General features: G+C 64.0%; 22 protein-coding genes. 7 read left to right on the forward strand and 15 right to left on the reverse strand.

Annotation, left to right across the window (positions count from 1 at the left end; genetic code table 11):
- Nucleotides 1–19: 19 nt before the first annotated feature.
- From NK8_RS38360 to NK8_RS38375, 4 genes are all read left to right on the forward strand, one after another.
- A complete protein-coding gene (locus NK8_RS38360) occupies nucleotides 20–1,483 on the forward strand; it encodes an aldehyde dehydrogenase family protein (RefSeq protein WP_213234385.1) in 1,464 nt (487 codons plus the stop codon).
- A complete protein-coding gene (locus NK8_RS38365; RefSeq protein WP_213234386.1) occupies nucleotides 1,480–3,099 on the forward strand; it encodes an AMP-binding protein in 1,620 nt (539 codons plus the stop codon). The genes NK8_RS38360 and NK8_RS38365 overlap by 4 nt, the downstream gene beginning before the upstream one ends.
- Before the next feature lie 67 nt (nucleotides 3,100–3,166).
- A complete protein-coding gene (locus NK8_RS38370) occupies nucleotides 3,167–4,507 on the forward strand; it encodes an MFS transporter (protein WP_162069477.1) in 1,341 nt (446 codons plus the stop codon).
- A gap of 159 nt (nucleotides 4,508–4,666) precedes the next feature.
- On the forward strand, nucleotides 4,667–5,779 hold the full coding sequence (locus NK8_RS38375; RefSeq protein ID WP_213234387.1) for a nucleoside hydrolase: 1,113 nt from the start codon (nucleotides 4,667–4,669) through the stop codon (nucleotides 5,777–5,779).
- Between the two features lie 42 nt (nucleotides 5,780–5,821).
- On the opposite strand, the gene NK8_RS38380 is transcribed toward NK8_RS38375, so the two are convergent.
- The 14 genes from NK8_RS38380 to NK8_RS38445 are packed head-to-tail and all read right to left on the reverse strand — an operon-like array spanning nucleotide 5,822 to nucleotide 18,981.
- The gene (locus NK8_RS38380) at nucleotides 5,822–7,240 is read right to left on the reverse strand and encodes an MFS transporter (RefSeq protein ID WP_162069484.1); all 1,419 of its coding nucleotides are present in this window, start codon (nucleotides 7,238–7,240) and stop codon (nucleotides 5,822–5,824) included.
- Nucleotides 7,241–7,268: 28 nt separating this feature from the next.
- Nucleotides 7,269–8,486, reverse strand: coding sequence for an NAD(P)/FAD-dependent oxidoreductase (locus tag NK8_RS38385; protein ID WP_213234388.1), 1,218 nt, complete (start codon nucleotides 8,484–8,486; stop codon nucleotides 7,269–7,271).
- Nucleotides 8,479–9,444, reverse strand: coding sequence for a VOC family protein (locus tag NK8_RS38390; RefSeq protein WP_213234389.1), 966 nt, complete (start codon nucleotides 9,442–9,444; stop codon nucleotides 8,479–8,481). The genes NK8_RS38385 and NK8_RS38390 overlap by 8 nt, the downstream gene beginning before the upstream one ends.
- 10 nt (nucleotides 9,445–9,454) lie before the next feature.
- Nucleotides 9,455–10,945, reverse strand: coding sequence for an aldehyde dehydrogenase (locus NK8_RS38395; RefSeq protein WP_213234390.1), 1,491 nt, complete (start codon nucleotides 10,943–10,945; stop codon nucleotides 9,455–9,457).
- 16 nt (nucleotides 10,946–10,961) lie between these two features.
- Nucleotides 10,962–11,786: an aspartate dehydrogenase gene (locus NK8_RS38400; protein ID WP_213234391.1), complete on the reverse strand. Its 825-nt coding sequence runs from the start codon at nucleotides 11,784–11,786 to the stop codon at nucleotides 10,962–10,964.
- A complete protein-coding gene (locus tag NK8_RS38405) occupies nucleotides 11,779–13,446 on the reverse strand; it encodes a thiamine pyrophosphate-binding protein (RefSeq protein WP_213234392.1) in 1,668 nt (555 codons plus the stop codon). Before NK8_RS38405 ends, NK8_RS38400 begins: the two co-directional genes overlap by 8 nt.
- Complete coding sequence (locus NK8_RS38410) at nucleotides 13,439–14,248, reverse strand: SDR family oxidoreductase (protein ID WP_213234393.1); 810 nt, start codon at nucleotides 14,246–14,248, stop codon at nucleotides 13,439–13,441. The genes NK8_RS38405 and NK8_RS38410 overlap by 8 nt, the downstream gene beginning before the upstream one ends.
- The gene (locus NK8_RS38415; protein WP_213234394.1) at nucleotides 14,245–15,105 is read right to left on the reverse strand and encodes an IclR family transcriptional regulator; all 861 of its coding nucleotides are present in this window, start codon (nucleotides 15,103–15,105) and stop codon (nucleotides 14,245–14,247) included. Before NK8_RS38415 ends, NK8_RS38410 begins: the two co-directional genes overlap by 4 nt.
- Nucleotides 15,102–15,929 carry an alpha/beta fold hydrolase gene (locus NK8_RS38420; protein WP_225936688.1) on the reverse strand — a complete coding sequence of 276 codons (828 nt, stop codon included), beginning with the start codon at nucleotides 15,927–15,929 and terminating at the stop codon, nucleotides 15,102–15,104. The genes NK8_RS38415 and NK8_RS38420 overlap by 4 nt, the downstream gene beginning before the upstream one ends.
- 40 nt (nucleotides 15,930–15,969) lie before the next feature.
- A complete protein-coding gene (locus NK8_RS38425) occupies nucleotides 15,970–16,497 on the reverse strand; it encodes a cupin domain-containing protein (protein ID WP_162069493.1) in 528 nt (175 codons plus the stop codon).
- A 29-nt stretch (nucleotides 16,498–16,526) separates the two neighbouring features.
- The gene (locus tag NK8_RS38430) at nucleotides 16,527–17,279 is read right to left on the reverse strand and encodes an SDR family oxidoreductase (protein ID WP_213234396.1); all 753 of its coding nucleotides are present in this window, start codon (nucleotides 17,277–17,279) and stop codon (nucleotides 16,527–16,529) included.
- Nucleotides 17,272–18,336, reverse strand: coding sequence for an aromatic ring-hydroxylating dioxygenase subunit alpha (locus NK8_RS38435; protein WP_213234397.1), 1,065 nt, complete (start codon nucleotides 18,334–18,336; stop codon nucleotides 17,272–17,274). The genes NK8_RS38430 and NK8_RS38435 overlap by 8 nt, the downstream gene beginning before the upstream one ends.
- A gap of 17 nt (nucleotides 18,337–18,353) precedes the next feature.
- Nucleotides 18,354–18,662 (reverse strand): recombinase-like helix-turn-helix domain-containing protein, encoded by a 309-nt coding sequence (locus NK8_RS38440; protein WP_213234398.1) that lies wholly within the window; start codon nucleotides 18,660–18,662, stop codon nucleotides 18,354–18,356.
- Nucleotide 18,663: 1 nt separating this feature from the next.
- Nucleotides 18,664–18,981, reverse strand: coding sequence for a non-heme iron oxygenase ferredoxin subunit (locus NK8_RS38445; protein ID WP_035500201.1), 318 nt, complete (start codon nucleotides 18,979–18,981; stop codon nucleotides 18,664–18,666).
- Nucleotides 18,982–19,422: 441 nt separating this feature from the next.
- Between NK8_RS38445 and NK8_RS38450 the strand changes: the two genes are divergently transcribed.
- Nucleotides 19,423–20,496 (forward strand): porin, encoded by a 1,074-nt coding sequence (locus tag NK8_RS38450; RefSeq protein WP_162069496.1) that lies wholly within the window; start codon nucleotides 19,423–19,425, stop codon nucleotides 20,494–20,496.
- On the opposite strand, the gene NK8_RS38455 is transcribed toward NK8_RS38450, so the two are convergent.
- On the reverse strand, nucleotides 20,493–21,392 hold the full coding sequence (locus NK8_RS38455) for an IclR family transcriptional regulator (protein WP_213234399.1): 900 nt from the start codon (nucleotides 21,390–21,392) through the stop codon (nucleotides 20,493–20,495). The two genes, NK8_RS38450 and NK8_RS38455, sit on opposite strands and share 4 nt — an antisense overlap.
- Before the next feature lie 133 nt (nucleotides 21,393–21,525).
- On the opposite strand from NK8_RS38455, the gene NK8_RS38460 reads away from it, so the two are divergent.
- On the forward strand, nucleotides 21,526–22,389 hold the full coding sequence (locus tag NK8_RS38460) for a sulfite exporter TauE/SafE family protein (protein WP_213234400.1): 864 nt from the start codon (nucleotides 21,526–21,528) through the stop codon (nucleotides 22,387–22,389).
- Nucleotides 22,386–22,676, forward strand: a complete 291-nt coding sequence (locus NK8_RS38465; RefSeq protein ID WP_213234401.1) for a DUF1634 domain-containing protein — start codon at nucleotides 22,386–22,388, stop codon at nucleotides 22,674–22,676. The genes NK8_RS38460 and NK8_RS38465 overlap by 4 nt, the downstream gene beginning before the upstream one ends.
- The last annotated feature ends 39 nt before the right edge of the window (nucleotides 22,677–22,715 follow it).

Raw genomic sequence — 22,715 nt, forward strand, 5'->3', positions numbered from 1 at the left:
ACCAGCCGAGGTTCATCGCATGAATGACATGGCAAGCGGCGCGACGCTCGCGCGTTCCCGCGACAACGCGCCTGACCCACAGCAAGCCGACGTCGAACGCATCGTCGAAGCGCTCGTGACGCGAGCGCGCGCTGCGCAGCAGCACTTCGCGCAGGCGGGGCAGGAGACACTCGATATCGCGGCGGCCGCCGCCGCGTGGGCGATCATGGAGCCGCAGCGCAACCGGCAACTGGCGGAGCTCGCGGTGCGCGACACGGGCCTCGGCAACGCCGACGACAAGTTCCGCAAGAACCATCGCAAGACGCTCGGTCTGCTGCGCGATCTTCACGGCGTCGCGACGACCGGCGTGATCGCGCGCGACGAGGAACACGGCATCGTCGAGATCGCGCGCGCGGTCGGTGTGGTCGCGGCGATCACGCCATCGACCAATCCCGGCGCGACGCCCGCCAACAAGATCATCAACGCGCTCAAATGCGGCAACGCGGTGATCGTCGCGCCTTCGCCGAAGGGCCATTCGTCGTGCGCGTTGCTGATCGGCTTCATTCATGCGGAGTTCGCGAAGGCGGGTCTCGATCCCGATCTCGTGCAGATGCTGCCGCAGCCGATCGGCAAGGCGGCCACCGCCGCGCTGATGAAGTTCGCGGATCTCGTCGTCGCGACCGGCTCGCAGGCCAATGTGCGCATGGCCTATACGAGCGGCACGCCGGCTTTCGGCGTGGGCGCGGGCAATGTCGCATCGATCGTCACGGCGAGCGCGCATCTCGATGATGCGGCGCGCAAGATCGCGCTGTCCAAGACCTTCGACAACGCGACGAGCTGTTCGTCGGAGAACAGCGTCGTGATCGAGGAAGCGATTTACGCGCGCATGCTCGATGCTTTGACGAAGCAGGGCGGCGTGCTGCTCGATGCCGCGCAGAAGTCGCGATTGCAGGCGGCGATGTGGCACGGCGGCAAGCTCTCGGCGCGCTGCACGGCGCGTTCGGCGGCGGCCATCGCGCGCGAAGCCGGACTCGACGATATCGCCGCGCGGGAGCCTAAGTTCCTGATGGTCGAGGAGAGCGGCTACGGGCTCGAGCATCCGTTCTCCGGCGAAAAGCTCTCGCCCGTGCTGGCGGTCTATCGCGCGCGCGACGTGGACGCGGCCATCGACATCGTGCGCGGCATCTACGGCTACATGGGCGCGGGCCATTCGGTCGGCGTGCACGGCGCCGACGATGCGCTCGCCGTCAGGCTCGGCACGCAGTTGCCGGTCGCGCGCGTGATCGTCGATCAGGCGCACTGCCTCGCGACCGGCGGCAACTTCGACAACGGCCTGCCGTTCTCGCTCTCGATGGGCTGCGGCACCTGGGGCGGCAATAACTTCTCGTCGAATCTCGGCTATCGGCAATACCTGAACATCACGCGCGTGGCGTATCGCATCGCGGAGCGCGTGCCCGAAGTCGACGCGCTGCTCGGCGACTACTTCCGGAGGGTCGGACGATGAGCGCGCTTGCCGATCCCATCGTCGCGCCTCGCCGCGCGCCGCTCGATGCGCCGACCTTGCGCGCGTTGATCGATACCCGCGCCGAATACGCGCACGACAAGACGTTCCTGCTGTCCACCACACAGGAAGACGCGCTGACCTTCGGCGCATTGCGCGATGACTGCATCGCCCTCGAAGCGCGCTTCCATGCAGCGGGGTTACGCCCGGGCGATGTCGTGTCCGTCTTCATGGGCAACGGTATCCAGACCGCGCGTCTGCTGCTCGCGGCGATGTACAGCGGGCTGGTGGCGAATCCGCTGAATCTGTTGAGTCAGCCTTCGCAGGTGCGCTATATCGTCGAGCACTCGGATACGCGTGCGATCTTCGTCGCCGACGATACCTGCGACAGCATCGCCGATGCCATCGATGTGTTGCGTCGAGAAGGCATGACGCGTGAGATCGCGGTGGTGCGTACATCGCCCGACGCGAACGACTTACCCGATATCCCGACACTGCCCACGCGCCCGATTCCGCTCGTGCGCGATGAAACGCCCGGCACGCATATCGTGTCGAGCGACGCGGGCGCGATCCGTCCCGGCGATACCGCGCTGCTCATGTACACATCGGGCACGACTGGCGCGCCAAAAGGCGTGCTGCTGAGTCATCGGAGCCTGCTCGCGAACATGCGCAACATCAGCGCGGAGCATCGCCTGAGCGAAGACGATCGCGTGCTCGTGTCGCTGCCGCTCTATCACATCAACGGTCTCGTCGTCGCGCTGTTGACGCCGCTCTGGCACGGCGGCTCGGCGGTGATGACGCCACGTTTCTCGGCGCGCACGTTCTGGAGCGAGGCGTCGCTTCACGGCTGTACGTGGATCAACGTGGTGCCGACCATCGTCGCGTATCTGCTCAATGGCGAGAGCGCGCACGGCTGCGATCTTTCCGCGCTGAAGTTCTGCCGCAGCGCGTCTGCGGCGTTGCCGGCCGATCATCATCGTGCATTCGAGGAGCGCTTCGGCATCGGTGTCATAGAAACAATGGGAATGACGGAGACCGCCGCGCCTGCATTCAGTAATCCGTACGATATGACAAAACGGAGACTCGGCAGCATCGGCCTGCCGTCGGGCGGCGCGGCGATGATCGTCGATCTCGAAGGACGCGAATGCGCGGCGCATGAAACCGGCGAGCTGGTGCTGCGCGGCGAGCAGCTGATGAGCGGCTACTACAAGCGCCCCGACGAAACCCGCAACGCCTTCACCGCCGACGGCTGGTTGCGCACCGGCGATCTCGGCTATCGCGACGAGGCGGGCTTCTTCTATATCAACGGGCGTGCGAAGGAACTGATCATCAAGGGCGGCGAGAACATCGCGCCGCGCGAGATCGACGAGGCGCTGCTGCGTCATCCGGGCGTGCTCGAAGCGGCGGCTGTGGGCGTGCCCGATCCGGCCTACGGACAGGACATCGTCGCGTACATCGTGGCGAGCGACGGCGTGCCGATCGATGTGACGGAGTTGCGCGCACATTGCCTGCGCGAACTCGGCCGCTACAAGACGCCGCGCGAATTCCGCTTCACCGATGCGTTGCCGCGCGGCCCTTCAGGCAAGGTGCAGCGCCTGAAGCTCGTGCAGAGCCCGTAGCCGAAGGAACCGGCGGCGCGGATTCGCAGGCTTGACCATTCCACATAAGATGGACACAGGAGACAGCATGAACAGGCATCGTCAGCGCGTGAAGACGCGCCATATCATTCTCGGCGTGATGTGTCTGATGTACTTCATCTCGTACATCGACAGAGTGAACATTGCCGTAGCGGGACCGTTGATTCGTCAGGAAATGGGTCTGACCTCCATGCAGCTCGGACTCGTGTTCTCCGCGTTCGCGTATCCGTATGCGGTGATGCAGATCATCGGCGGATGGCTCGCGGATCGCTTCGGGCCGAAACTCGTGCTGACCGTGCTCTCGCTGATCTGGGGCGCGGCGACGCTCGCGACGGGCTTCGCGGGCAGCATCGGGGTGCTCGTGCTGTTGCGTATCGCGCTCGGCATCGGCGAGGGCGGCGCATTCCCGACCGCGACGCGCGCGTTCACGTTCTGGATGCCGGTGCGCGAGCGTGGTTTCGCGCAGGGCATCACGCATAGCTTCGCGCGGCTGGGCGGCGCGGTAACGCCGCCGCTGGTACTCGCGGTGGTCGCGGCAAGCGGCTGGCGCGAGGCCTTCATCCTGCTCGGCATCGCGAGCCTTGCGTGGACGGTGCTCTACTTCTTCGTGTTCAGCAATTCACCCGATGGGAACCGCCGCGTGACGCCGGAGGAGATCGCGGAAATCGGCTATCGCGCGGGAGAATGCGCGCGCGCGAGCAAGAACCCGACGCCGTGGCGCAAGTTGATTCATCGCATGTGGCTCGTGACCTTCGTCGACTTCTGCTACGGCTGGCTGCTGTGGGTGTATCTGACCTGGCTGCCTTCGTATCTGAAGGAAGCGCGCGGTTTCGATCTGAAGCATCTCGCTCTGTTCACCGCCTTGCCACTGCTTGCGGGCGTGATCGGCGATACACTCGGCGGAGTGATATCGGACCGCATCTACCGCATGACGGGCCGGTTGCGGCTCGCGCGTTGCAGCATTCTGGTCGTCGGCATGGGCGGGTCGCTGGCCTTCCTGCTGCCGATGGTCAACGCGCCGAGCCCGATCGCGGCGGTGTGGTTCCTGACCGGTTCGTTCTTCTTCCTCGAGATCACGAATCCGGTGTTGTGGACCTTGCCGCTCGATATCGCGGGCAAATATGCGGGCACGGCGGGCGGCATGATGAACACCGGCTTCGGCATCGCGGGGATGGTGTCGCCGGTCGCGTTCGGTTATCTGATCCAGCAGACGGGCAGCTATGACCTGCCGTTCACGATCTCGGCGGGATTGCTCGCGGTCGGCGCGTTCGCGGCCCTTTTCATCGATACGAGCAAGACGGTGGAAGCCGATGAGGCGCGCGAGGCGCAAAATCGTGAGGAAGTGGGCGTGCCGGCGTTCGCGGGCGGGGCGGGCAACTGGCACAAATAGCGGAGGCGGCTGAGCGAGGGGCGGGTTTCCGATCCGCCCCTGCTCGCCATGCGCGAGATCAACGCACCTCGGCCGGCAACGCCTTCACCCGATCGATCGTAGAATGAATTACGCCCAACCAACGGCGCACTTACTACAATCGATTCGGGAGACAACACCATGCGACGCTGCAGCGCGGCATTCCTGATCCTTCCCCTCGTCATCGTCGGCGTGCTCGCCGGCTGCGGCGGCTCCGACGACGATCAGCCCGCCTATTCCAGCGCGCCGAAGATCATCATCGATTCGGACTTCAATACGATGGGCGACGACGGCCAGCTCTTCGCCATGTCCACGCAACTGATGGCCGAAGGCAAGGTCAATCTGCTCGGCCTGTGCGTCGTGACCGGCAATGACTGGCTCCTGCAAGAAGAGGCCGACGCGCTGAAGGCAGTCGAACGCATGGGCGTGCAGGACAGGATCGGCGTGTACGCCGGTGCAAATTACCCCTTGCAATACGACGTCGCGAGCATCCGCGCCCAGCAGAGCGCGAATCCGAACGGCTACTTCGGCGCATGGATGCGTCCCGAGCCGACCACGCAAGCGCAACTGACCGCGCCACCCGACGGCTTCGCAACATCCGCAAAGCTGCAGAGCCAGAGCGCCGCCGACTTCATCATCGACGCGATCAAGCGCTATCGGAACCAGGTGACGATCATCGAAGTCGGGCCGCCGACCAATCTCGCGACCGCCGTGCTAAAAGCGCCGGAGATCGTTCCACTCATCAAGGGCATTGTGTACATGGGCGGTGCGATGAACGTGTCGGGCAACGCGAACGCTGTCGGCGAGCTGAACTGGTGGTTCGATCCGCTGGCCGTGCGCACGCTCTTGCAGACGTCGATTCCGCAAAAAGTCATTCCGCTCGACGTCACCAACACCGTGCCATTGACGGAGTCGGTCTATAACCAGATCGTCAATCCGCCGACAGGACAGACGGCGGTGACGAAGGTCTATGCAATCGCGAACGCGGGCGCCTTCGCAACGAACACCGATATCTACGACACGCTGACGATCGGTTACTTCCTCGACCCGACCTACGCGACGCAGACGCAGAGCGCGTACCTCGATATCGATACGACGCCCGGCGAAGATCAGGGACACGTGAAGGTCTATCCGGATGCGCCGGCGGCGGGTGCATCGCCGCAAAAGATCACTTACATCACGCGCTACGATAACGATCGATTCTTCAAGTTCTATGTCGATCTCTTGACGCGGCCTGTCCCGGTGAAATTCTAGTAACGCCAAGGATCAGGCACCGCTGGTGCCTGATCAAACACATCAAACTTCGAGTTGCTCCAGCACCTTGCCTTTCGTCTCGATGCCCATGTAATGCACCGCGACCGCCGCAACGAGCGGCACCGCCGCGAGCGCATAGAACGCGATGTTCATATTCCCGCCCATCAACGTCTTGCCGACCAGCGCCGGTGCGAAGATCGCCGCGATCTTGAGCCATGCTCCACCGAGGCCGCAGCCGAACGCGCGGATGCTCGTCGGATAAAGCTCGGGCGTATAGACATACGCGGTGATGAAGCCGCACGCCATGAAGCCGAGCGCGAGCGCACAGAAGGTCGCGACCACGTACACGGACTGCGTGACGCACACTCCAGCGCACACCAGCGACACCGCGCACAACACGAACGACCAGTTGATGACCGGCTTGCGCCCGACCTTATCGACGATCAACGCGCAGGTCAGCGAGCCGATCACGCCGAGCACGGACGCCGCCACCGCGAGATTCAGCGCGAGTTGCAGGGGCGTGTGATAGACGGTCTGGTAGATCGTAGGCAGCCATGTCGAAAGACCATACTGAAGCACGCCGCACGTCATCCACAGAAGCGCGACCGCAATCGTGCGCTTCAGATACGCCGGGCCGATCAGATCGAGGCGGCGGCGCTTCGGATGTCGATTCGCCATCGCTTCGAAGTCGGCGAGATTGCCGAGCGGCGGCAACGGTTGCTTGACCGTCGCTTCGAATGCGGCGAGCGCATCGCCGGCTTCGCGCATGCGACCGCGTTCGCCGAGCCAGCGCGGCGATTCCGGCACCAGCACGCGCAACAGGAAGAACAACACGAGCGGCACGCCGCCGATGAAGTACATCACTTCCCAGCCGAAGCGCGGCACGATCCACGCGCCGAGCGCGTTCGACGCGAGCAGGCCGATCGGAAACACGATCTCATACAACAGCACGAAACGCCCGCGTCCGTGCGCGCGCGTGATCTCGTTGATATAAGTCGCCGCAACGGGCAACTCGCCGCCGAGCCCGAGTCCCTGCACGATCCGCAACGCGACGAACACCGCGAACGAAGGCGCGAAGCCACACGCAATGCTCGTGAGGCCGATGATGCCCGAGCTCCACGCGATCGAGCGCACGCGCCCAAAGCGTTCCGCAAGCGACGGAAACAGGAACGCACCGATCAGTTGTCCGATCGATCCGGACGCGATCAAAAAGCCTACCTGTGCCGGCGTGAGTCCCCATTTCTGGATCAGCAACGGCAGCGTGGCCGCGATGACGATGACGTCGAAGCCATCGAAGAACGTCGCCGCGCCGATCAGGATACGCGCGCGCACCTGCATCGCGTTGGCGGGCAGCCTTTCGATGCGCGCGATGATCGACCCCTTCGTGACCGCGTGAGCGGCAGCGGCCGCGTCGGCGACGGTTGTCGCAGTGCCGCCGTGTTGGACGACTGTATTGCCCATGCTCCTCATGCCTGCTCCCGTCTGTGTGTTATGCGAGTGCTTTCGCCGTATCCGCGAGGGCCGCGATATCGACCGCGCGTCCCTGGCTCATCCATTTCTTCGCGACCTTGAGATCGCGCGTCGCGTTGATCGCGATGACGCCGCGCAGTGCGTCGCCATCGAGGAAGAACAACGACGCGCGCCGTGCCTCCAGATCGCCGCGAACGATCGGCGTCGCGCCCGGCGGAATGTCGCCGAGAATCTGCAGGTTCACGTCGTACTGATCCGACCAGAACCATGGAATCTCCGCATACGGCGCGCGCGCGCCGAGCACTGCGCGCGCCGTCGCGATTGCCTGGTTCTGCGCGTTCGCCCACGATTCGAGGCGCACGCGGCGCTTCAGCCACGCGTTCGGATGATTGGCGACATCGCCGCAAGCGAACACATTTGCATCGTTCGTCGCACCGAATTCATCGACGACGATGCCGTCGTTCACGTCGATGCCCGCGCGTTCCGCGATTGCCGTATGCGGCGCGAGGCCGATGCCCGCGACGGCGAAGTCGGCGTCGAGCGTCGCGCCGTCGGCGAGTTGCGCGCGCACGCCGTTGCCAAAGTCTTCGAGCGATACGAGCGACGCGTTCAACCGCACATCGACGCCGTTATCGCGATGCAACTTCAGCAGAAAGTCGGACACGCGCTCGGGCACCGAACGTCCGCACAGACGCGGCGCGCCTTCGATCACCGTCACATCGACGCCGAGCTTCTTCGCGGTCGCCGCGACTTCGAGGCCGATCCATCCTCCGCCGATCACGACGAGGCGCTTGCTATGGCTTTCGCGCAGACGCTTGCCGATCAACATCGCATCGTCGAGCGTGCGCAGATAGGCGAGGTGAGACGTCTTCACGAGCGCATCGGGCAGACGCCGCGCCGCCCCGCCCGTCGCGATGACGAGGCGGTCGTAGTGCACTTCGCGTCCGCTCGCGGTGCGCACGATGCGCGCGTCGCGATCGATCGAGGCCGCGCATTCCGGCTGCCACGCTTCGACGTTCAATTCGGCGAACGCGTCGTGATCGACGATGCGCACGGTGTCGATATCCGCTTCGCCCGCGAGCACGGCCTTCGACAGCGGCGGGCGTTCGTAGGGAAGATGGATTTCATCGGCGATCATCACGAGGCGGCCATCGAAGCCTTCCTTGCGGAGCGTCTTCACGATCCATCCGGCAGCCTGTCCGCCGCCGATCACCACGACTGTCTGAGGATCAGCCATTTTTACGCTCCGTCATGAACTTGCCTTCGGGCGCCTTCGCGTCTTTCTGGCGGCGCGTGTTGCCATCGAGACCGCCATCGACGGCCCATTCGGCGAACACGGTCGGACCTGGTTCGAATTCGCGCGGTTGCCACTCGGGCGTGAGCACGTCTTCATCGGCGTAATACTCGATGAGACCGCCCGCCGGATTCTTGAAGTACCAGAAGTACGCCGACGACACCGGATGACGTCCTGGCCCGAGCTGCGTCGTCCAGCCGCAGCGGCTGATATGCAGACCGCCGCCGAACACTTCGTGGATATCGCGCACGGTGAACGCGACGTGATTCAGACCGCGCTTGCCATCGGGCAATTGCAGCAGGAACAGATCGTGATGACCTCCGTGCGGCGCGCAGCGCATGAACGCGCCACGGCCCGGATAACGATCGGAGGTCTCGAAGCCGAGCAGCTCGTGATAGAACTTCTCCTGCTCCGCGACGCAGTTCGTGAAGAACACGACATGACCCACTTCGACCGGCTCCGCGCGTTCATAGACAGGACTCGGTGTATCGACGCGCAGCGTTTGTCCCCACACGTTCGAAGGCGAGCCTTTCACATCGATATCGCGCTTCTTCGTCACTTCGACGCGAATCGCCATGCCGTTCGGATCGATGCAGCCGACCGCGTCATCGGTTTCGATGTGACCGGGCTGGCCCGCGAAGCGTCCGCGCAGCGCATCGAGTTCGGCGCGCGTCGCGACACCCCACGTCACTTCGCGCAGCGTCGGACCGCCTTCGAACGCGGGCGGGAGCGCGGGATCGTGCGCGAGCGCGAGCAGCACTTCGCAGCCGTTCAGCGTTTCGAAACGCGCGCGCGTTTCGTCGTGCGCGACTTCCTTCAGACCCCAGTCTGCGAAAAAGCGCCGGCACGTGTCGAGATCGGTCACGCCGTAGGTGATGCGTTCAATGCCAAGAATCGTCATGGCCACTCCTTCAGTTCGCCCAAGGCAGCGGGGCGTCGTTCAAGCCCCAGTACAGGCTCTTTTGCTGCATGTATTCGCGCAGGCCGAGGCGGCCTTTCTCGCGGCCCATGCCGCTGTCCTTCCAGCCGCCGAAGGGTGTGGAAATCGAAAACTGCTTGTACGTGTTGATCCAGACCGTGCCGGTGTTCAAAGCGCGTGCCATGCCCCACGCGCGCTTGTAGTCGCGCGTCCAGATGCCGGCGGCAAGGCCGAACACGCTGTCGTTCGCCTGTGCGAGCAGCGCGGCTTCGTCGTCGAAGGGCAGGGCGGCCAGCACCGGGCCGAAGATCTCTTCCTGGCACATGCGCGCATCGTTGGTGAGGCCTTCGATGATCGTCGGCAGAAAGAAGAAGCCTTTCTCGCGGCCCTCGCCGCTGGGACGTTCACCGCCGCACAGCAGCGTGCCGCCTTCGTCGAGACCGAGCGCGACGTAACGTTCGATGCTTTCGCGATGCTGCCCCGTGATGAGCGGGCCCATCTGCGTGTTCTCGCGCGTCGGATCGCCGACGCGCAGCTTGCGCGCGCCGTCGACGAGCCGCGCCATGAATTCGGCATACACGGTACGCTCGACGAACAGGCGCGATCCCGCGATGCACGATTCGCCCGACGAACTGAAGATGCCGTACAGCACGCCGTTGACCGCGTGATCGAGATCGGCGTCGGCATACACGATGGTCGGCGACTTGCCGCCGAGTTCGAGCGATACCGGCATCAGCTTTTCCGCGGCGAGTCGCGCGATGCCGCGACCGACTTCCGTGCCGCCCGTGAACGCGACCTTCTTCACGAGCGGATGGCGCACGAGCGCATCGCCGATGACGGAGCCTTTGCCGGGCAGCACGCTGACGACGCCCTTCGGCACGCCCGCTTCCTCGCAGATGCGCGCGAGTGCGAGCGATGCGAGCGGCGTTACTTCAGCGGGCTTCAGCACGACGGCATTGCCTGCGGCGAGCGCGGGCGCGAGCTTCTGCGCGTCCGATGCGATCGGCGAGTTCCACGGCGTGATCGCAGCGATGACGCCGAGCGGCTCGTGCACGCTCATCGTCAGATAGTCGCCGCGCGAGGGCGTGAGTTCTTCTTCGAGTGTTTCGAGGCACGACGCGAAGTAGCGGAACGTGCTCGCCGCGCTCGCGACGAGCGCGCGCGTTTCGCTGATCGGCTTGCCGTTGTCGCGCCGCTGCAACTGCGCGAGCGCTTCGTGACGCGCTTCGATCAGATTCGCGATGCGATGCAGGATGGCGGCGCGCTGATGCGGCTTCAATCCGGCCCAATCGGCCTTCCGGTAAGCGCGATCCGCGATTTCGACGGCTTCGCGCGCATCGTCGGCGTTGGCCGTGCTGATCTCCGCGTTGACGCTTTGATCGGCGGGATAGATGCTCGCGTACTGATTGCCGCGCCCCTGGCGCCATTCGCCGCCGAGATAGATATCGCCGGACGTGACGAGCGAAGTGTCGGGATGATTCATTGTTCCAGAAGCTCCTTCAGATGACGCAGCGCGCGGCGCGATTACGCAACGCACGAATCGCGCTGAACGCAGTGAGCGCGGATGTCTTGGGATTCGACGGCAACGGCTTGCCGCACATTTCGAGCGACATCTCGCCGAACGCGCCGCGCGCGACGATGCGATGCACGTTGCGCTCGACAGCCGGATCGGCGATCAGGCGCACGCGCGTGCCGTCGAGACCGAGTCCGGCGAGCGCGATGGTCGCCGCGACGTTCGCGTTCTTCGGATAGAGCCGCGCGGCATCGCGTGCGGTCCCTTCGAAGATGACTCTTTCTTCGGTCAGCGACCGCAGATCGCAGACGTTTTCCGCGGGCGTGCCGAGCCAGCCGAGCGGCGGCTTGCGGCCTGTGTACTGCACGTCGTCGAGGCCGCCTTCCTTCGCCGCAGCGAGCGCATCGACGCCGCCGATCGCGCCGGACAGCAGCGTGATGGTGGCCGCGCCTTCATCGGCGGCATGGGACAAGGCATCGAGCAGACCGGCTTCGGACAGCGCGCCGATCGATGCGACCGCGCAATCCGTGCCGGACTTGAGCAGGGGCACGACATGATCGACGAGCGCCGCATGGCCCGCGCATTCGAGCGCGAACTCGGGATGACTCGCGAGCGCATCGACGTGCGATACGACATCGACGTGATCGCCCAGCACCGAGCGCACATGATCGCGATCGCGTTCCGGCACGATCACATGCGAGATGCGCACGAGCGGATCGCGGTCGACCGCGCGAAACACCGCCGATCCGATCGCGCCGAAGCCGATCATCGCGATATCGATCGCATGCTGTGCATGACGGGGATCACGCATATTCCGGCTCCTTCGGCTCTTCCTTCTTCACCGGCGGTCCCGCGAACGCGGTCGCGAACGAGCCGACCGACAGCATGTCCACTTCGACGAGCACCGGACCGTCGATGGCGAGTCCTTCGCGCACGATGTCATCGGCCTGATCAAGCGACGTGATGCGGCGATGCGCGAGGCCGAGGCTCGCGCAGAACTGCGCGAAATCCGGCTGATGCAGATCGACGAACATGCGGCGTCCGCCATACTGCGCATCCTGAATGTTGCGGATCACGCCATAGCATTGATCGTTCATCAGCACGATCATCACGTTCGCTTTTTCCTGCACGGCCGTGGCGAGTTCGCCGACGTTGACCATCAGACCGCCATCGCCGACGAGCGCGACGGTCTTCTTCGCCGCGCCCGAGAGCGCCGCGCCGATCGCCATCTGCATGCCCTGGCCGATGCCGCCGCCGAGCGCATGCACGCCCGCGCGCGGATTGAAGATCTTCAGCAGGCGATTGCCCCATGTGCTGTTCGAGATCGTGACGTCGCGCACCCAGTTGTAATCGCGGCCGACCGCGCGTTGCAGCGAATCGACGAGGCGCCTGTACGGTCCCAGTCCCTTCGCTACTTCCGCGACCGCTGTTTCCCGCGCGGCGGCGAGATCGCCCGCGAACGCCGGATCGATGCGGATGCGGCCTTCGAGCAGCGTCGCGAGTTCATCGAGCACGCGCGAGGCGTCGCCATGCACGAAGAGGTCGTTGCGATAGCCACGGTTGTCGGCGAGCGCATCGGCGTCGACGCGAAAGAGCGGTTGCGGCAGCGCGAGCTTGTACTTCAGCGTTTCGTTGCCACGCAGACGCGAGCCGACGACCACCAGCGCGTCGCAGGTCTTGTAGAACGCCTCGACCGACGGATGCACGTTGAACGCGCCGAGAGTTGCGGGATGATCTTCCGGCAGCACGCCGCGTCCTTGCACGCTCGTCACGACGCCGAAGCCGAGCTTCACCAGACGCTCGACCGCGCTCTTCGCATGACGCGTGCCGCCACCCAGCCACAGCAGCGGGCGCTTCGCGTTCGTCAGCGCATCGGCGAGTTGTTTCACGCGCAGGCTGTCATGCGTGAGCGCACCGACATGCGGCGCTGCCAGATCGGCGGGCCATTCGATTTCGGCAGCCTGAATGTCGATCGGAATCTCCACGCTTACCGGACCCGCAGGCGCGGTCAGCGCGACGCGCACGGCCTCGCGGATCGTCGGCAATGCGGTGTCGACGGTACGCACGCGGAACGCGGCCTTAGAGATCGATTGCAGCATCGACAGTTGATCGGGCGCTTCGTGGATATACGCGAGATCCTGATCGAGATATTCGGTTTCGATCTGGCCCGTGACATGCAGCAGCGCCGTACCCGCGGTCAGGGCTTCGACCATCGCGCCGGCCGCGTTGCCGGCGGCAGTGCCGGTGGACGTGAACGCAACGCCGAGTTCGCCCGAGACTCGCGCGAGGCCATCGGCCATATTCAATGCGCCCGCTTCGCCACGCGCGCCGACATAGCGGATATTGCCGCGACGGCCGATCGCATCGAGGATCGGCATGTTGTGAATCGAGATCACGCCGAACGCCGTGCGTACACCGCATTGTTCGAGGAACGCGGCGATCAGTTCGCCGACCGTGGTTTTCTTAGACATGACGAGCAAAGCCTCCGGAAACATCGATATGGCTGCCGGTCGTGTACGACGACAGCGTTGTTGCGAGATAAAAGAGCGCCTGAGCCGCTTCTTCGGGCAAGCCGAAGCGGCCGAGCGGAATGTTTTTCTTGCGCGCGAGCTCGGCGGTCCATTGCTGCCAGCTCTGGCGCGGCTCTTGTGCTTGCTGGAAATAGTCCTGGTAGCGCCGCTTCCACTGCCCCGATTCGACGATGCCGATCAGAATCGAATTCACGCGGATGCGTTGCGGGGCGAGTTCCGTTGCGAGCGATTTCACGAGGCTCAGCACGCCTGCTCGCGCCGATGATGTCGCGACCATGTGCGGCTCCGGCTGCAACGCGAGCAGTGAGTTCACGCAGACGATCGCGGGCGAGGGCGCATCCTTCAGCATCGGCAGAAAGGCGCGCGTCGGGCGGATGATGCTGAAGTACTTCAGCTCCAGTTCGTCGCGCCAGGCGTCGTCGGTGGTATCGGCGAAGGTGGACACGCGGCCTTGTCCCGCGTTGTTCACCAGCATGTCGACGCGGCCGAAGCGCTCTATCACGCGTGAGGCGAAGGCGTTCACCTGGCTCTCATCGAGCACATCGCAACGTGAAGCGAGCAATTGCGCTTGCGGGAATTCCTTCGCGAGCGCGGCGTGCGCGGCTTCGAGCCGTTCGCCGTTGCGTCCGCAAATGGCCACTGATGCGCCCGCTTGCAGAAACAAACGCGCCGTCGCGAAGCCGATGCCTGACGAACCGCCGGTCACGACCGCAACTTGCCCTGAAAGATCGATCTGAATCATTGCAACCCCAGAGACTTCATATAGCGGCTCGACGCTGAAGCACGCGCGGCCGGACGATAGTTGAGACGCATGGAGAGCGCGTCGGCGGCTTCGCGAACCTTGTCGATGAGGCCGCTTTCGAGCAGCGCGGCGTCGATCTCGGGACGCGGAATCGTCGTCGTGATGACGGCGACGATGCGCCCCGTGTCGTTGCGAACCGGCGCGGTGACGACCGAAATGCCGCGCTCGAACGACGATTGACTCGTCGCGTAGCCGCGTTCGGCGTCTTCCTTCACGCGTTCGTAAAGTTCTTCCACGGTTTCGGGCGTCGACTTCGTGAAGCGCTCCAGAGGTTGTTCCGGATAGAGCACGCGCAGTTCATCGAGCGAGAGATCGCCCATCAATACATGACCATGCGTGGTCGCATGCGCGGGCAGTCGCGTGCCGACGTTCACCTTCACCGAGCTGAAGATCGGCGCGTGACTCTGCGCCTTCGCGACGAACACGACGTCGCGGCCATCGCGAATGAGGATGTGACTCGTGAGGCCGGTCGCATCGCGCAACGCTTCGATGATCGGCAGGCCGAGATCGGTCAGTTCGAGCGAACTCAGGTATTCGAAGCCGAGACGCAGCACCGCGACGCCGAGGCGATAGTTGCGGTCCTTGTCCGCGCGTTCCAGAAAGCCGAGCGATTCGAGTGTCTGAAGCAGACGGAAAACCGTCGTGCGCGGAATGCCGAGACGCCGCGACAATTCGGGCGCGCCGAGCACGGGTTCGCGCGGCGAGAACTCGGTGAGAATCTTCAGTCCGCGTTCGAGGCCCGGCACGATATAAGTCGGCTCGCTCTTGTCGGCTTCTTCTGTGGCGAGTGATGTCATGGTGTTACTCCGTCGTTCATGTGACATTCGATGCCCTGGCAAAACGCATCGATCAGCGCCGTGTAGGCGGCGGGCGATTCGACATAGCCCGCATGTCCGGCACGCGGAATGACTTGCAGGCTGACGTGCGCGGCCTGCGCGATGGGTGCGCAAGCGTCGGGCGGCGTGATCGTGTCTTCTGCGCCCACCGCCACCGCGATACGTCCGTGAAAGCGCGCGATATCCGCTGCGAGATGCGCGTTCGCGAGCAGATGCGTCGCTTGTGCGTAGCCCTCGGGCACGATGCGCGCCATGTTCCAGCGCACCCATTCGCGTGCGGTTTCATCGGCGTATTGCGAGACCATGTTCGCGCTGCGTTCTTGCGCGAGTCGTTGCGGGCCGAGTTCGGCGAGCAACTTCAAACGTGCGTCGCGTCTGGACTCGCGCACGTCCTTCGATGCAGCGCCATAACCCGCAGCGGGCGATATCAGCATCAGGCCCGCGACGCGCTCGGGCATGTCGGCGGCGAACGAACCCGCGATGATCGCGCCCAGCGAATGACCGACGAGCACGCAGCGCGTGACGCCCAGCGCATCGAGCCACGCTGACAGTGCGTTCGCGTAATCGCACGCCACCGGCGATTCACTCGTCACGCGAGTGGACGCGCCATATCCCGGCGCATCCCACGCGAGCACGCGACGCTTCGCGCCGAGCACGTCGAGTTGCCGCACCCACGACGCCGCGCCCGAGCCGATTCCATGCAGCAACACGACGGGCAGGGTGCGCAGGTGCATTGCACCTGCTTCGCGATAACCCGTGATGCCGTGCGCGGTGTTGATCCGCATATCGGCGAACGAGGCGAGCGTCTCGATGTTCATCGCAGCCTCAGCGCTTGAGGTTCGCCAGCGGCGAATCCGGCGGATACGTCGGCGTGATCGGCTTCGATGCGCCGAGCATCACGCACATCAGCGCGTCTTCCTCGCCGATGTTGATCTCCGTGCGATACACGCCCGGCGGTACGGAGATGAGATCGCGCTCGCCGAGCACGGCTTCCCACGTTTGTCCGTCCTTCTCGCAGATCACTTTCATCTTGCCGCGCAACACGAAGAAAATTTCTTCGACGTCGATATGAATGTGGCTCGGCCCGATGTTGCCGGCGGGAATGACCATCGTCGAAAACGTGAAGCTGCCCGAGGGGACCGTGTTCATGTCCTTCGCGACGCCGGTGCCGCCCGTGCCGACATAGCGCATTTGCGCCCGGCGATATTTCGGGTCGTAGTCGGCCTGGAACTTGAGCGCGTCCCAGTCGTAGCGGCGCGTTTCGAGGCGCGCGACGCGCGAGTCCATCCATTGATCGAAGCTCGCGTCGGCGGGCTGGTCCCACGATTTGCGTTCGATGTCTGCATCGGCCATAGCCTTCTCCAGGTTATATGTAGAGCGAATCAATTCATCACGAAGCCGCCGTTCACCGGCAGCAACTGGCCCGTCACGAAACGCGCGGCGTCCGAGAGCAGGAACAGCGCGGGGCCGTTCACGTCGTCGGGCACTTGCGCGCGCGTCAGTGCGCGGCCTTTGAGGTAATACTCGTGCCGCTCGGCGGGCACGTAGGCGGTGGCTTCCACTTCGGTGAGGCCGGGCGCGATTGCGTTGACGGTCACGTTGCTCGTGCCGAACTCGCGGGCGAGCGAACGCGTCATCGCGATCACCGCGCCCTTGCTCGCGACATAGGCGAGCAGCTTCGGCGCGCCCCACAAGGCCGTATCCGATGCTATGTTCACGATCGCGCCGCGTCCCGACTCCTTCAGATGCGGCAGGCACGCCACGCTCATCAGCCACGTGCCGCGCACGTTGACGTTCATCACGGCGTCCCACGTTTGCGGCGTGAGTTCATCAGCGGACTTGCCGCCCGAGTTCGTGATCGCTGCGTTGTTGATGAGGCCGTCGAGACCGCCCAGGGCTTTTACGCTTGCTTCGACAAACCCGGAGATGCTCTGCGGCTCATTCAGATCGAGCGGGAAGAAGTACGCATTCGGCAGTTCACGCGCGAGCGCCTCGCCTTCCGCATGCAGGACGTCGCCGAACGCGACGCGCGCGCCGTTCGCCACGAGCGCCCTGACGAACGCCGCGCCGAGTCCGCGAGCGCCGCCGGTCACGAGCACGCGGCGGCCGTTGACCGCATTCGACGCATCACGCATGAGCGTGCTCCGTGTTCTTCGGCAGCGCCTCGAGCGCGGCGAGATGCTGTTGCGCGCGCTGCTTCAGCATGCGGCGCACACGCGTCATGCCGACATCGTGCTGATAGAGGAATTCGTGATTGCGCGCGTTCGGCGCGAGGCTTTCGAGCACGTAGCGGTCTTGCTCCAGCACGGCCCAGTGCAGCCCTTCGAGACGATTGCGATACAGGAAGCGCCATGCATCGCGCTGCCAGCCGGACACCTTGCGCGTGCGCCAGAAATAGACCTGGCAATTGTCTTCATCGACGGGCGTCGCGAAGCCGATGATCCCGAAGTTGCCGCCCGGGCCGAACTTCTTCTTGTACGGAATCGCGAGACGCATCCACAGGCAGCCGGTTTCGCCGAGTTCCACCCAGTCGAAGTTCACGTCGCGCTGATTGACCTTCTCGAACATCAGACCCGTTTCGGTTTTGCGCACGCGCATGTCCGCCTGCTTGTCGCCTTCGGCCATCGAGTGCGACGTCGCATGCAGGTACGCGCCGTGCATCGGGTCCATCACGTTGTCGATCGCGTACTGGTAATTGCACTTCCAGTGCGACATGCACAGGAAGCTCGCGTATTCGTCGCCGACGAGTTCTTCCGGCAGCACGAGCGGCGCGGGTTCCTTGTTGGCTTCATCTCCGAACCAGAGGAAGACCGCGCCCGCGTGTTCTTCGACGGGATACGACTTCACGCACTTCTGGCCTTCGAGCGGACATGCCGACACGGCGGGCACTTTCTGCACGGTGCCGCTGCCATCGATTTCGATGCCGTGATACCAGCACGCGACGCTGCCGCCGAGGTTCCAGCCGAGCGACAGACGCGCGCCGCGATGCGGGCAGCGGTCTTCGAGCGCGTGCACTTTGCCTTCGTGGTCGCGCCAGAGCACGATCTGATCGCCGAGGCGCGTCAGGCCGATGGGCGCATTCGCCACTTGCCAGCTCGGCGCGACGGGATACCAGTAGTTGCGCAAGCCGCGATCGAGATAAGCCTGAACGGGATCGGCGGCGGCTGTTGTGGATTGCTGAGGGGACGTCATGGGGAAGTGCTCCTTCTTTATTCAGCGAGCGTGCGAAGTTCGGCGGCGAGACGGTCGGCGGTCCATGCGGTGCCTTCCGGCGTGCGGAAGCCTTCCTTGTTCAAGCCCGCGACCACTTGCTCCAGTTCCAGCGCGCCCGCTTCGAAGACGCGTTCGAGCGCATCGCCAAAGTCGTTTTCGTATTGCGTCGGCTCGGCACGGCGCGTCTGCCAGATGAAGTTTTCGGTTTCACCCGGCTTCTCGATCACGCCTTTGCCCGCGACGTTGTTCGGCTGCGGCGCGAGCCACGGCTTGAGATTCGGGTTGAAGTTCACGACTTTTTCCATGTCACGCCACCTTGATCTGGATTTCTTCGCCGGCAAGGCGCACCGAATACGTCTTCAGGTCGCGGCCGCCGGGCTCTTTCAGGCATTTGCCCGTGGGGATGTGAAACACCGCTTCATGCAGCGGGCATTCGACGGTGTCGCCATCGACGAAACCCTGCGTCAGCAATGCATATGCATGCGGGCAGACGTTCTCGAGCGCGTACAGCTCGTCGCCCACTTTGTAGATACCGATTTCCGCGCCGTCATCGAGCTTGAATTCGATCGGTGCGTCCTCCGACAGATCGCCGGCATGCCCGGCGCAGCGCCATTGTTCAGACATCTTTCACCCTTTCCTCTGGTTCGTCTGCGTTCCACTAAAGGAACAGCAGTTCGTGTATGGGCATTATAGGAGTGGTCTGAGGCCGGGAAAATAAAAATCGCGATATCTAGGTGAAAACACTGAATACCTAACGTTTAAAAGTGGAGCGACGCGTTTCGTCAGATGTAAGAACGTCCGTTCGACATTGATTCGTAAGCTTTTTTTGACTTGCTGCGCGCGTTGCGGGGCGTACTCGGGGTCTACCCGAAGTCATCCCAAAGTTATTGTTTTGGCGCAGGAAACCTCACTATACTTTCCATAGGCAGTACGTTGATCCATAGATGGAACATAACGAACGATCAACGGACGGCCTCCGGAGCAGAGCGCAATAAAGGCACCACGACTGCAACAGGAAAAGCGGGCAGGGCCCGCCCTCGAATCACACGGTTAGGAGAACGAAGGGTGAAGCACATCATTGCAGCGGGACTCATCGGAGCCGGGGTCGCGACCGGCGCGGCCGCGCAGAGCACAGTCACGCTCTACGGCAGCCTCGATGCCGGCATCGCATATATCAACAACGTCGGTGGCCATCCGAAGTGGATGGAGGAGCAGGGCAACATGCAGCCCGACCGCTGGGGCTTTCGCGTCGTCGAGGATCTGGGCGGCGGGCTGAAGACCGTCGCGCAACTCGAGAACGGCTTCTATACGAACAGCGGCAACTTCGCGAAGGCCGGCACGCTATGGAATCGTCAGGCGTATCTCGGGCTGGAACAGGAGAACGTCGGCACGTTGACGCTCGGCCATCAGACGCCGTTCAGTTTCGACATGCTCGGGCCGCTTTCGACCGCTTATCTTGCGGCGAGCTGGTACGCGTTCCATCCGGGCAACATCGACCAGTTGGCGGACACCGGCGTCGTGCCCTATGACAACTCCGTCAAGTTCCGCTCAGCGAGCTTCTACGGCTTTTCCGCCGGCGCGATGATGGGCCTCGGCAATACGACGAACTTCTCGACCGGCCGCAACTACGGCTTCGGCATCACATATGCGAACGGGCCGTTCAAGGCGGCGGCGACGTATTCGAACGAGCACAACCGCACTCCCGCGATTGCGACGACCGGCCTCACGACGTTCCAGGGCCAGCCCGCGGCGACCTACATGGCGGACAAGCAGGAAGAGATGGGCGCGGGGGCATCGTATGAGATCGGCAAGTTCGTCGTGCATGGTCTCTATACGCGCGTAAAGCTGCAATCGAACGGCCAGTCGGACACGTTCCAGTCATACGATGCAGGCGTGACCTTCAAGCCGGTGGCGTGGAACTGGATCGCCGGCGGCGCGGCGACGACGACGTTCGCAGGCGGCCGCTGGACGCAGTTCGAAATCGGCGATATCTATATGCTGTCGAAGTCGACACAGCTCTATGTGAACGCGCTTTACGAGCACGCGACCGGCGGTGCGAAGGCGGCGTTTTTCACGGCGGGTGTTTCGAGTACGGCGAATCAGGTCATCGTGCTTGCGGGCATTCATCACTCGTTCTAGGCGGGCATCCTGCGCGCGGCGAGGGCCACGGTGGGATCGTCCGGCGACGCGCGATAGTTGAGCCGCGTGGAGAGTTCCAGCGCGGCGGCGCAGATCGTTTCGACGAGTTGCGCTTTCTCGTCATTGGCGCCGATATCCGAGCGCGGCACGGTCGCAGCCACCGCAGCGACGATCGCGCCGGAATGATCGCGCACCGGCGCGGTGACGACGGATATCCCGCGCTCGAACGACGCTTCGCTCAGCCCATAGCCGAGCGCCGCGCATTCCTGCACCCGTTCATAGAGTTCGTCGACAGTGGCGGGCGTGCGCTCGGTGTACTTTTCGAGTTGCCCCTCGGGATAGAGCGCCTTGAGCGCGGCAAGCGATAAATCGCCCATCAGCACATGGCCATGCACGGTTGCGTGAGCGGGCAGGCGCGTGCCGACATGCACCTTCACCGAACTGAACATGGGCTCGTGACTTTGCGCCTTCGCGACGAACACGACATCGCGCTGATCGCGAATCAGAAGATGCGTGGAAAGACCGGTTGCATCGCGCAGGCGTTCGAGAATCGGCGTGCCGAAATCGGTCAGTTCCAACGAGTTCACATATTCGAAGCCGAGCCGCAACACGGCCACGCCCAACCGGAAATTGCGATCGCCGTTCACGCGCTCCAGAAAGCCAAGCGATTCGAGCGTTTGCAGCAGACGAAACGTCGTCGTGCGCGGAATGCCGATGCGTCGCGACAACTCCGGCGCGCCCAGCACGGGCTCACGTGCCGAGAATTCAGCGAGAATGCGCAGGCCTCGTTCGAGTCCCGGCACGAGATACGTCGAGCCGCCGCCGGATGATGCGTCTTCGTCCGTGGTGTCGAGGTTCTCCGCTTGCGTGTCTTCCTGTTTGCTTCGTCGGGCCATGTTCGGCTGTAGTTGTCATCGTGCAAGGGGCAATCATAGCGCGAGACGATCGGCGGACCTTGCTTCCGCCTTTTTCGACACGTCATAACATGTTATATTAAGCATTCGCCGATCTTCGAACGAGGCCGATCCGATGAGCTTCGAAGCAACCTGCTGGCTCTTCTGCGCGGGGTTCGCCGCGAGCGCGGCGGGCGGCATGCTGGGCATGGCGAGCGGTCTTTTCATCGTGCCCATCCTGACGATGTTCTTCCACATCGACATGCACACGGCAATCAGCACGAGCATCGTGTCGGTGATCGCGTGTTCGTGCGGCGGCGCGGCGGCGTTTCTGCGCGGCGGCCTGACGAACGTGCGGCTCGCCGTGGTTCTCGAAACCGGCACGACGTTCGGCGCGCTGACGGGCGTGATGCTCGCGGGCATCGTCCCGGTTGCCGCGCTGGATTTTCTGTTCGCGGGCGTGCTGCTGGTGTCGGCGTGGCAGATGTTCATTCGTCGCGAAGATCCGGCCAGCCTGTCGCGCACCGCGCCGGCACAGGGGCTCGCCGCCGCGCTCGATCTCCATTCGAGCTATCCCGATGTAGCTCTGCGTCGCGAGGTCGCCTATGAAGTGCGGCGCGTGCCCGTCGGTCTCACGTTGATGTACGTGGCCGGACTCGTATCGGCGCTGCTCGGCATCGGCAGCGGCATCCTCAAGATTCCGGCGATGGACAACGCGCTGCGCCTGCCGATCAAGGTCTCGACCGCGACGTCCAACTTCATGATCGGCGTGACGGCCGCCGCGAGCGCGAGCGCGTATTTTCTGCGCGGCGAGATCGTCAGCGCGATTGCCGGGCCGGTCGCGCTCGGCTCGGTGATCGGCGCAATCGTGGGCGCGCGCGTGCTCATGAAAGTGCGCAGCGAGCGCCTGCGCCTGCTCTTTCTGTCGATGCTGCTGCTCGTCGCGTGCCAGATGGTCATGCACGGTCTCGGCATCGATGCTCTGGTGCATGCCGAATGACGAGACATCACGCGTCCGCTTCCCTGGATCGCCTGCTCGCCGGATTTCTTCAGTGCGGCACATGGTCCGCGTGCCTGCTTACCGGCGCGGGACTGATCTTCGGCGCGAAGGCGCTGACCGCAGGCGTCGCGCTGTTCATTCTGCTGCCGGTGCTGCGCGTCGTGCTGATGCTCGGTGTGTTCGCGCGGCAGCGAAACTTCCTCTACGCGATGATCACCGCGACCGTGCTCGCCGTGATCGTCGCGGGCTGCGTGGTCGGCCTGCATCTCGGGCCGCTCGCTGGCTGAAGCGCCACAAGCGCGCACTGAACGGTTATTCTCCCTGAC

It is taken from the genome of Caballeronia sp. NK8, assembly GCF_018408855.1.
Lineage (GTDB): Bacteria > Pseudomonadota > Gammaproteobacteria > Burkholderiales > Burkholderiaceae > Caballeronia.

Bases quoted from the DNA above. Each gene is read 5' to 3' on its own strand.
- NK8_RS38435 (WP_213234397.1), bottom strand. From the start codon at position 18,336: ATGACGTCCCCTCAGCAATCCACAACAGCCGCCGCCGATCCCGTTCAG.
- NK8_RS38455 (WP_213234399.1), bottom strand. From the start codon at position 21,392: ATGGCCCGACGAAGCAAACAGGAAGACACGCAAGCGGAGAACCTCGAC.
- NK8_RS38380 (WP_162069484.1), bottom strand. From the start codon at position 7,240: ATGGGCAATACAGTCGTCCAACACGGCGGCACTGCGACAACCGTCGCC.
- NK8_RS38465 (WP_213234401.1), top strand. From the start codon at position 22,386: ATGACGAGACATCACGCGTCCGCTTCCCTGGATCGCCTGCTCGCCGGA.
- NK8_RS38365 (WP_213234386.1), top strand. From the start codon at position 1,480: ATGAGCGCGCTTGCCGATCCCATCGTCGCGCCTCGCCGCGCGCCGCTC.
- NK8_RS38445 (WP_035500201.1), bottom strand. From the start codon at position 18,981: ATGTCTGAACAATGGCGCTGCGCCGGGCATGCCGGCGATCTGTCGGAG.
- NK8_RS38400 (WP_213234391.1), bottom strand. From the start codon at position 11,786: ATGCGTGATCCCCGTCATGCACAGCATGCGATCGATATCGCGATGATC.
- NK8_RS38460 (WP_213234400.1), top strand. From the start codon at position 21,526: ATGAGCTTCGAAGCAACCTGCTGGCTCTTCTGCGCGGGGTTCGCCGCG.
- NK8_RS38390 (WP_213234389.1), bottom strand. From the start codon at position 9,444: ATGACGATTCTTGGCATTGAACGCATCACCTACGGCGTGACCGATCTC.
- NK8_RS38415 (WP_213234394.1), bottom strand. From the start codon at position 15,105: ATGACATCACTCGCCACAGAAGAAGCCGACAAGAGCGAGCCGACTTAT.
- NK8_RS38360 (WP_213234385.1), top strand. From the start codon at position 20: ATGAATGACATGGCAAGCGGCGCGACGCTCGCGCGTTCCCGCGACAAC.
- NK8_RS38395 (WP_213234390.1), bottom strand. From the start codon at position 10,945: ATGAATCATCCCGACACTTCGCTCGTCACGTCCGGCGATATCTATCTC.
- NK8_RS38410 (WP_213234393.1), bottom strand. From the start codon at position 14,248: ATGATTCAGATCGATCTTTCAGGGCAAGTTGCGGTCGTGACCGGCGGT.
- NK8_RS38375 (WP_213234387.1), top strand. From the start codon at position 4,667: ATGCGACGCTGCAGCGCGGCATTCCTGATCCTTCCCCTCGTCATCGTC.
- NK8_RS38430 (WP_213234396.1), bottom strand. From the start codon at position 17,279: ATGCGTGATGCGTCGAATGCGGTCAACGGCCGCCGCGTGCTCGTGACC.
- NK8_RS38420 (WP_225936688.1), bottom strand. From the start codon at position 15,929: ATGCGGATCAACACCGCGCACGGCATCACGGGTTATCGCGAAGCAGGT.
- NK8_RS38405 (WP_213234392.1), bottom strand. From the start codon at position 13,446: ATGTCTAAGAAAACCACGGTCGGCGAACTGATCGCCGCGTTCCTCGAA.
- NK8_RS38425 (WP_162069493.1), bottom strand. From the start codon at position 16,497: ATGGCCGATGCAGACATCGAACGCAAATCGTGGGACCAGCCCGCCGAC.
- NK8_RS38370 (WP_162069477.1), top strand. From the start codon at position 3,167: ATGAACAGGCATCGTCAGCGCGTGAAGACGCGCCATATCATTCTCGGC.
- NK8_RS38440 (WP_213234398.1), bottom strand. From the start codon at position 18,662: ATGGAAAAAGTCGTGAACTTCAACCCGAATCTCAAGCCGTGGCTCGCG.
- NK8_RS38385 (WP_213234388.1), bottom strand. From the start codon at position 8,486: ATGGCTGATCCTCAGACAGTCGTGGTGATCGGCGGCGGACAGGCTGCC.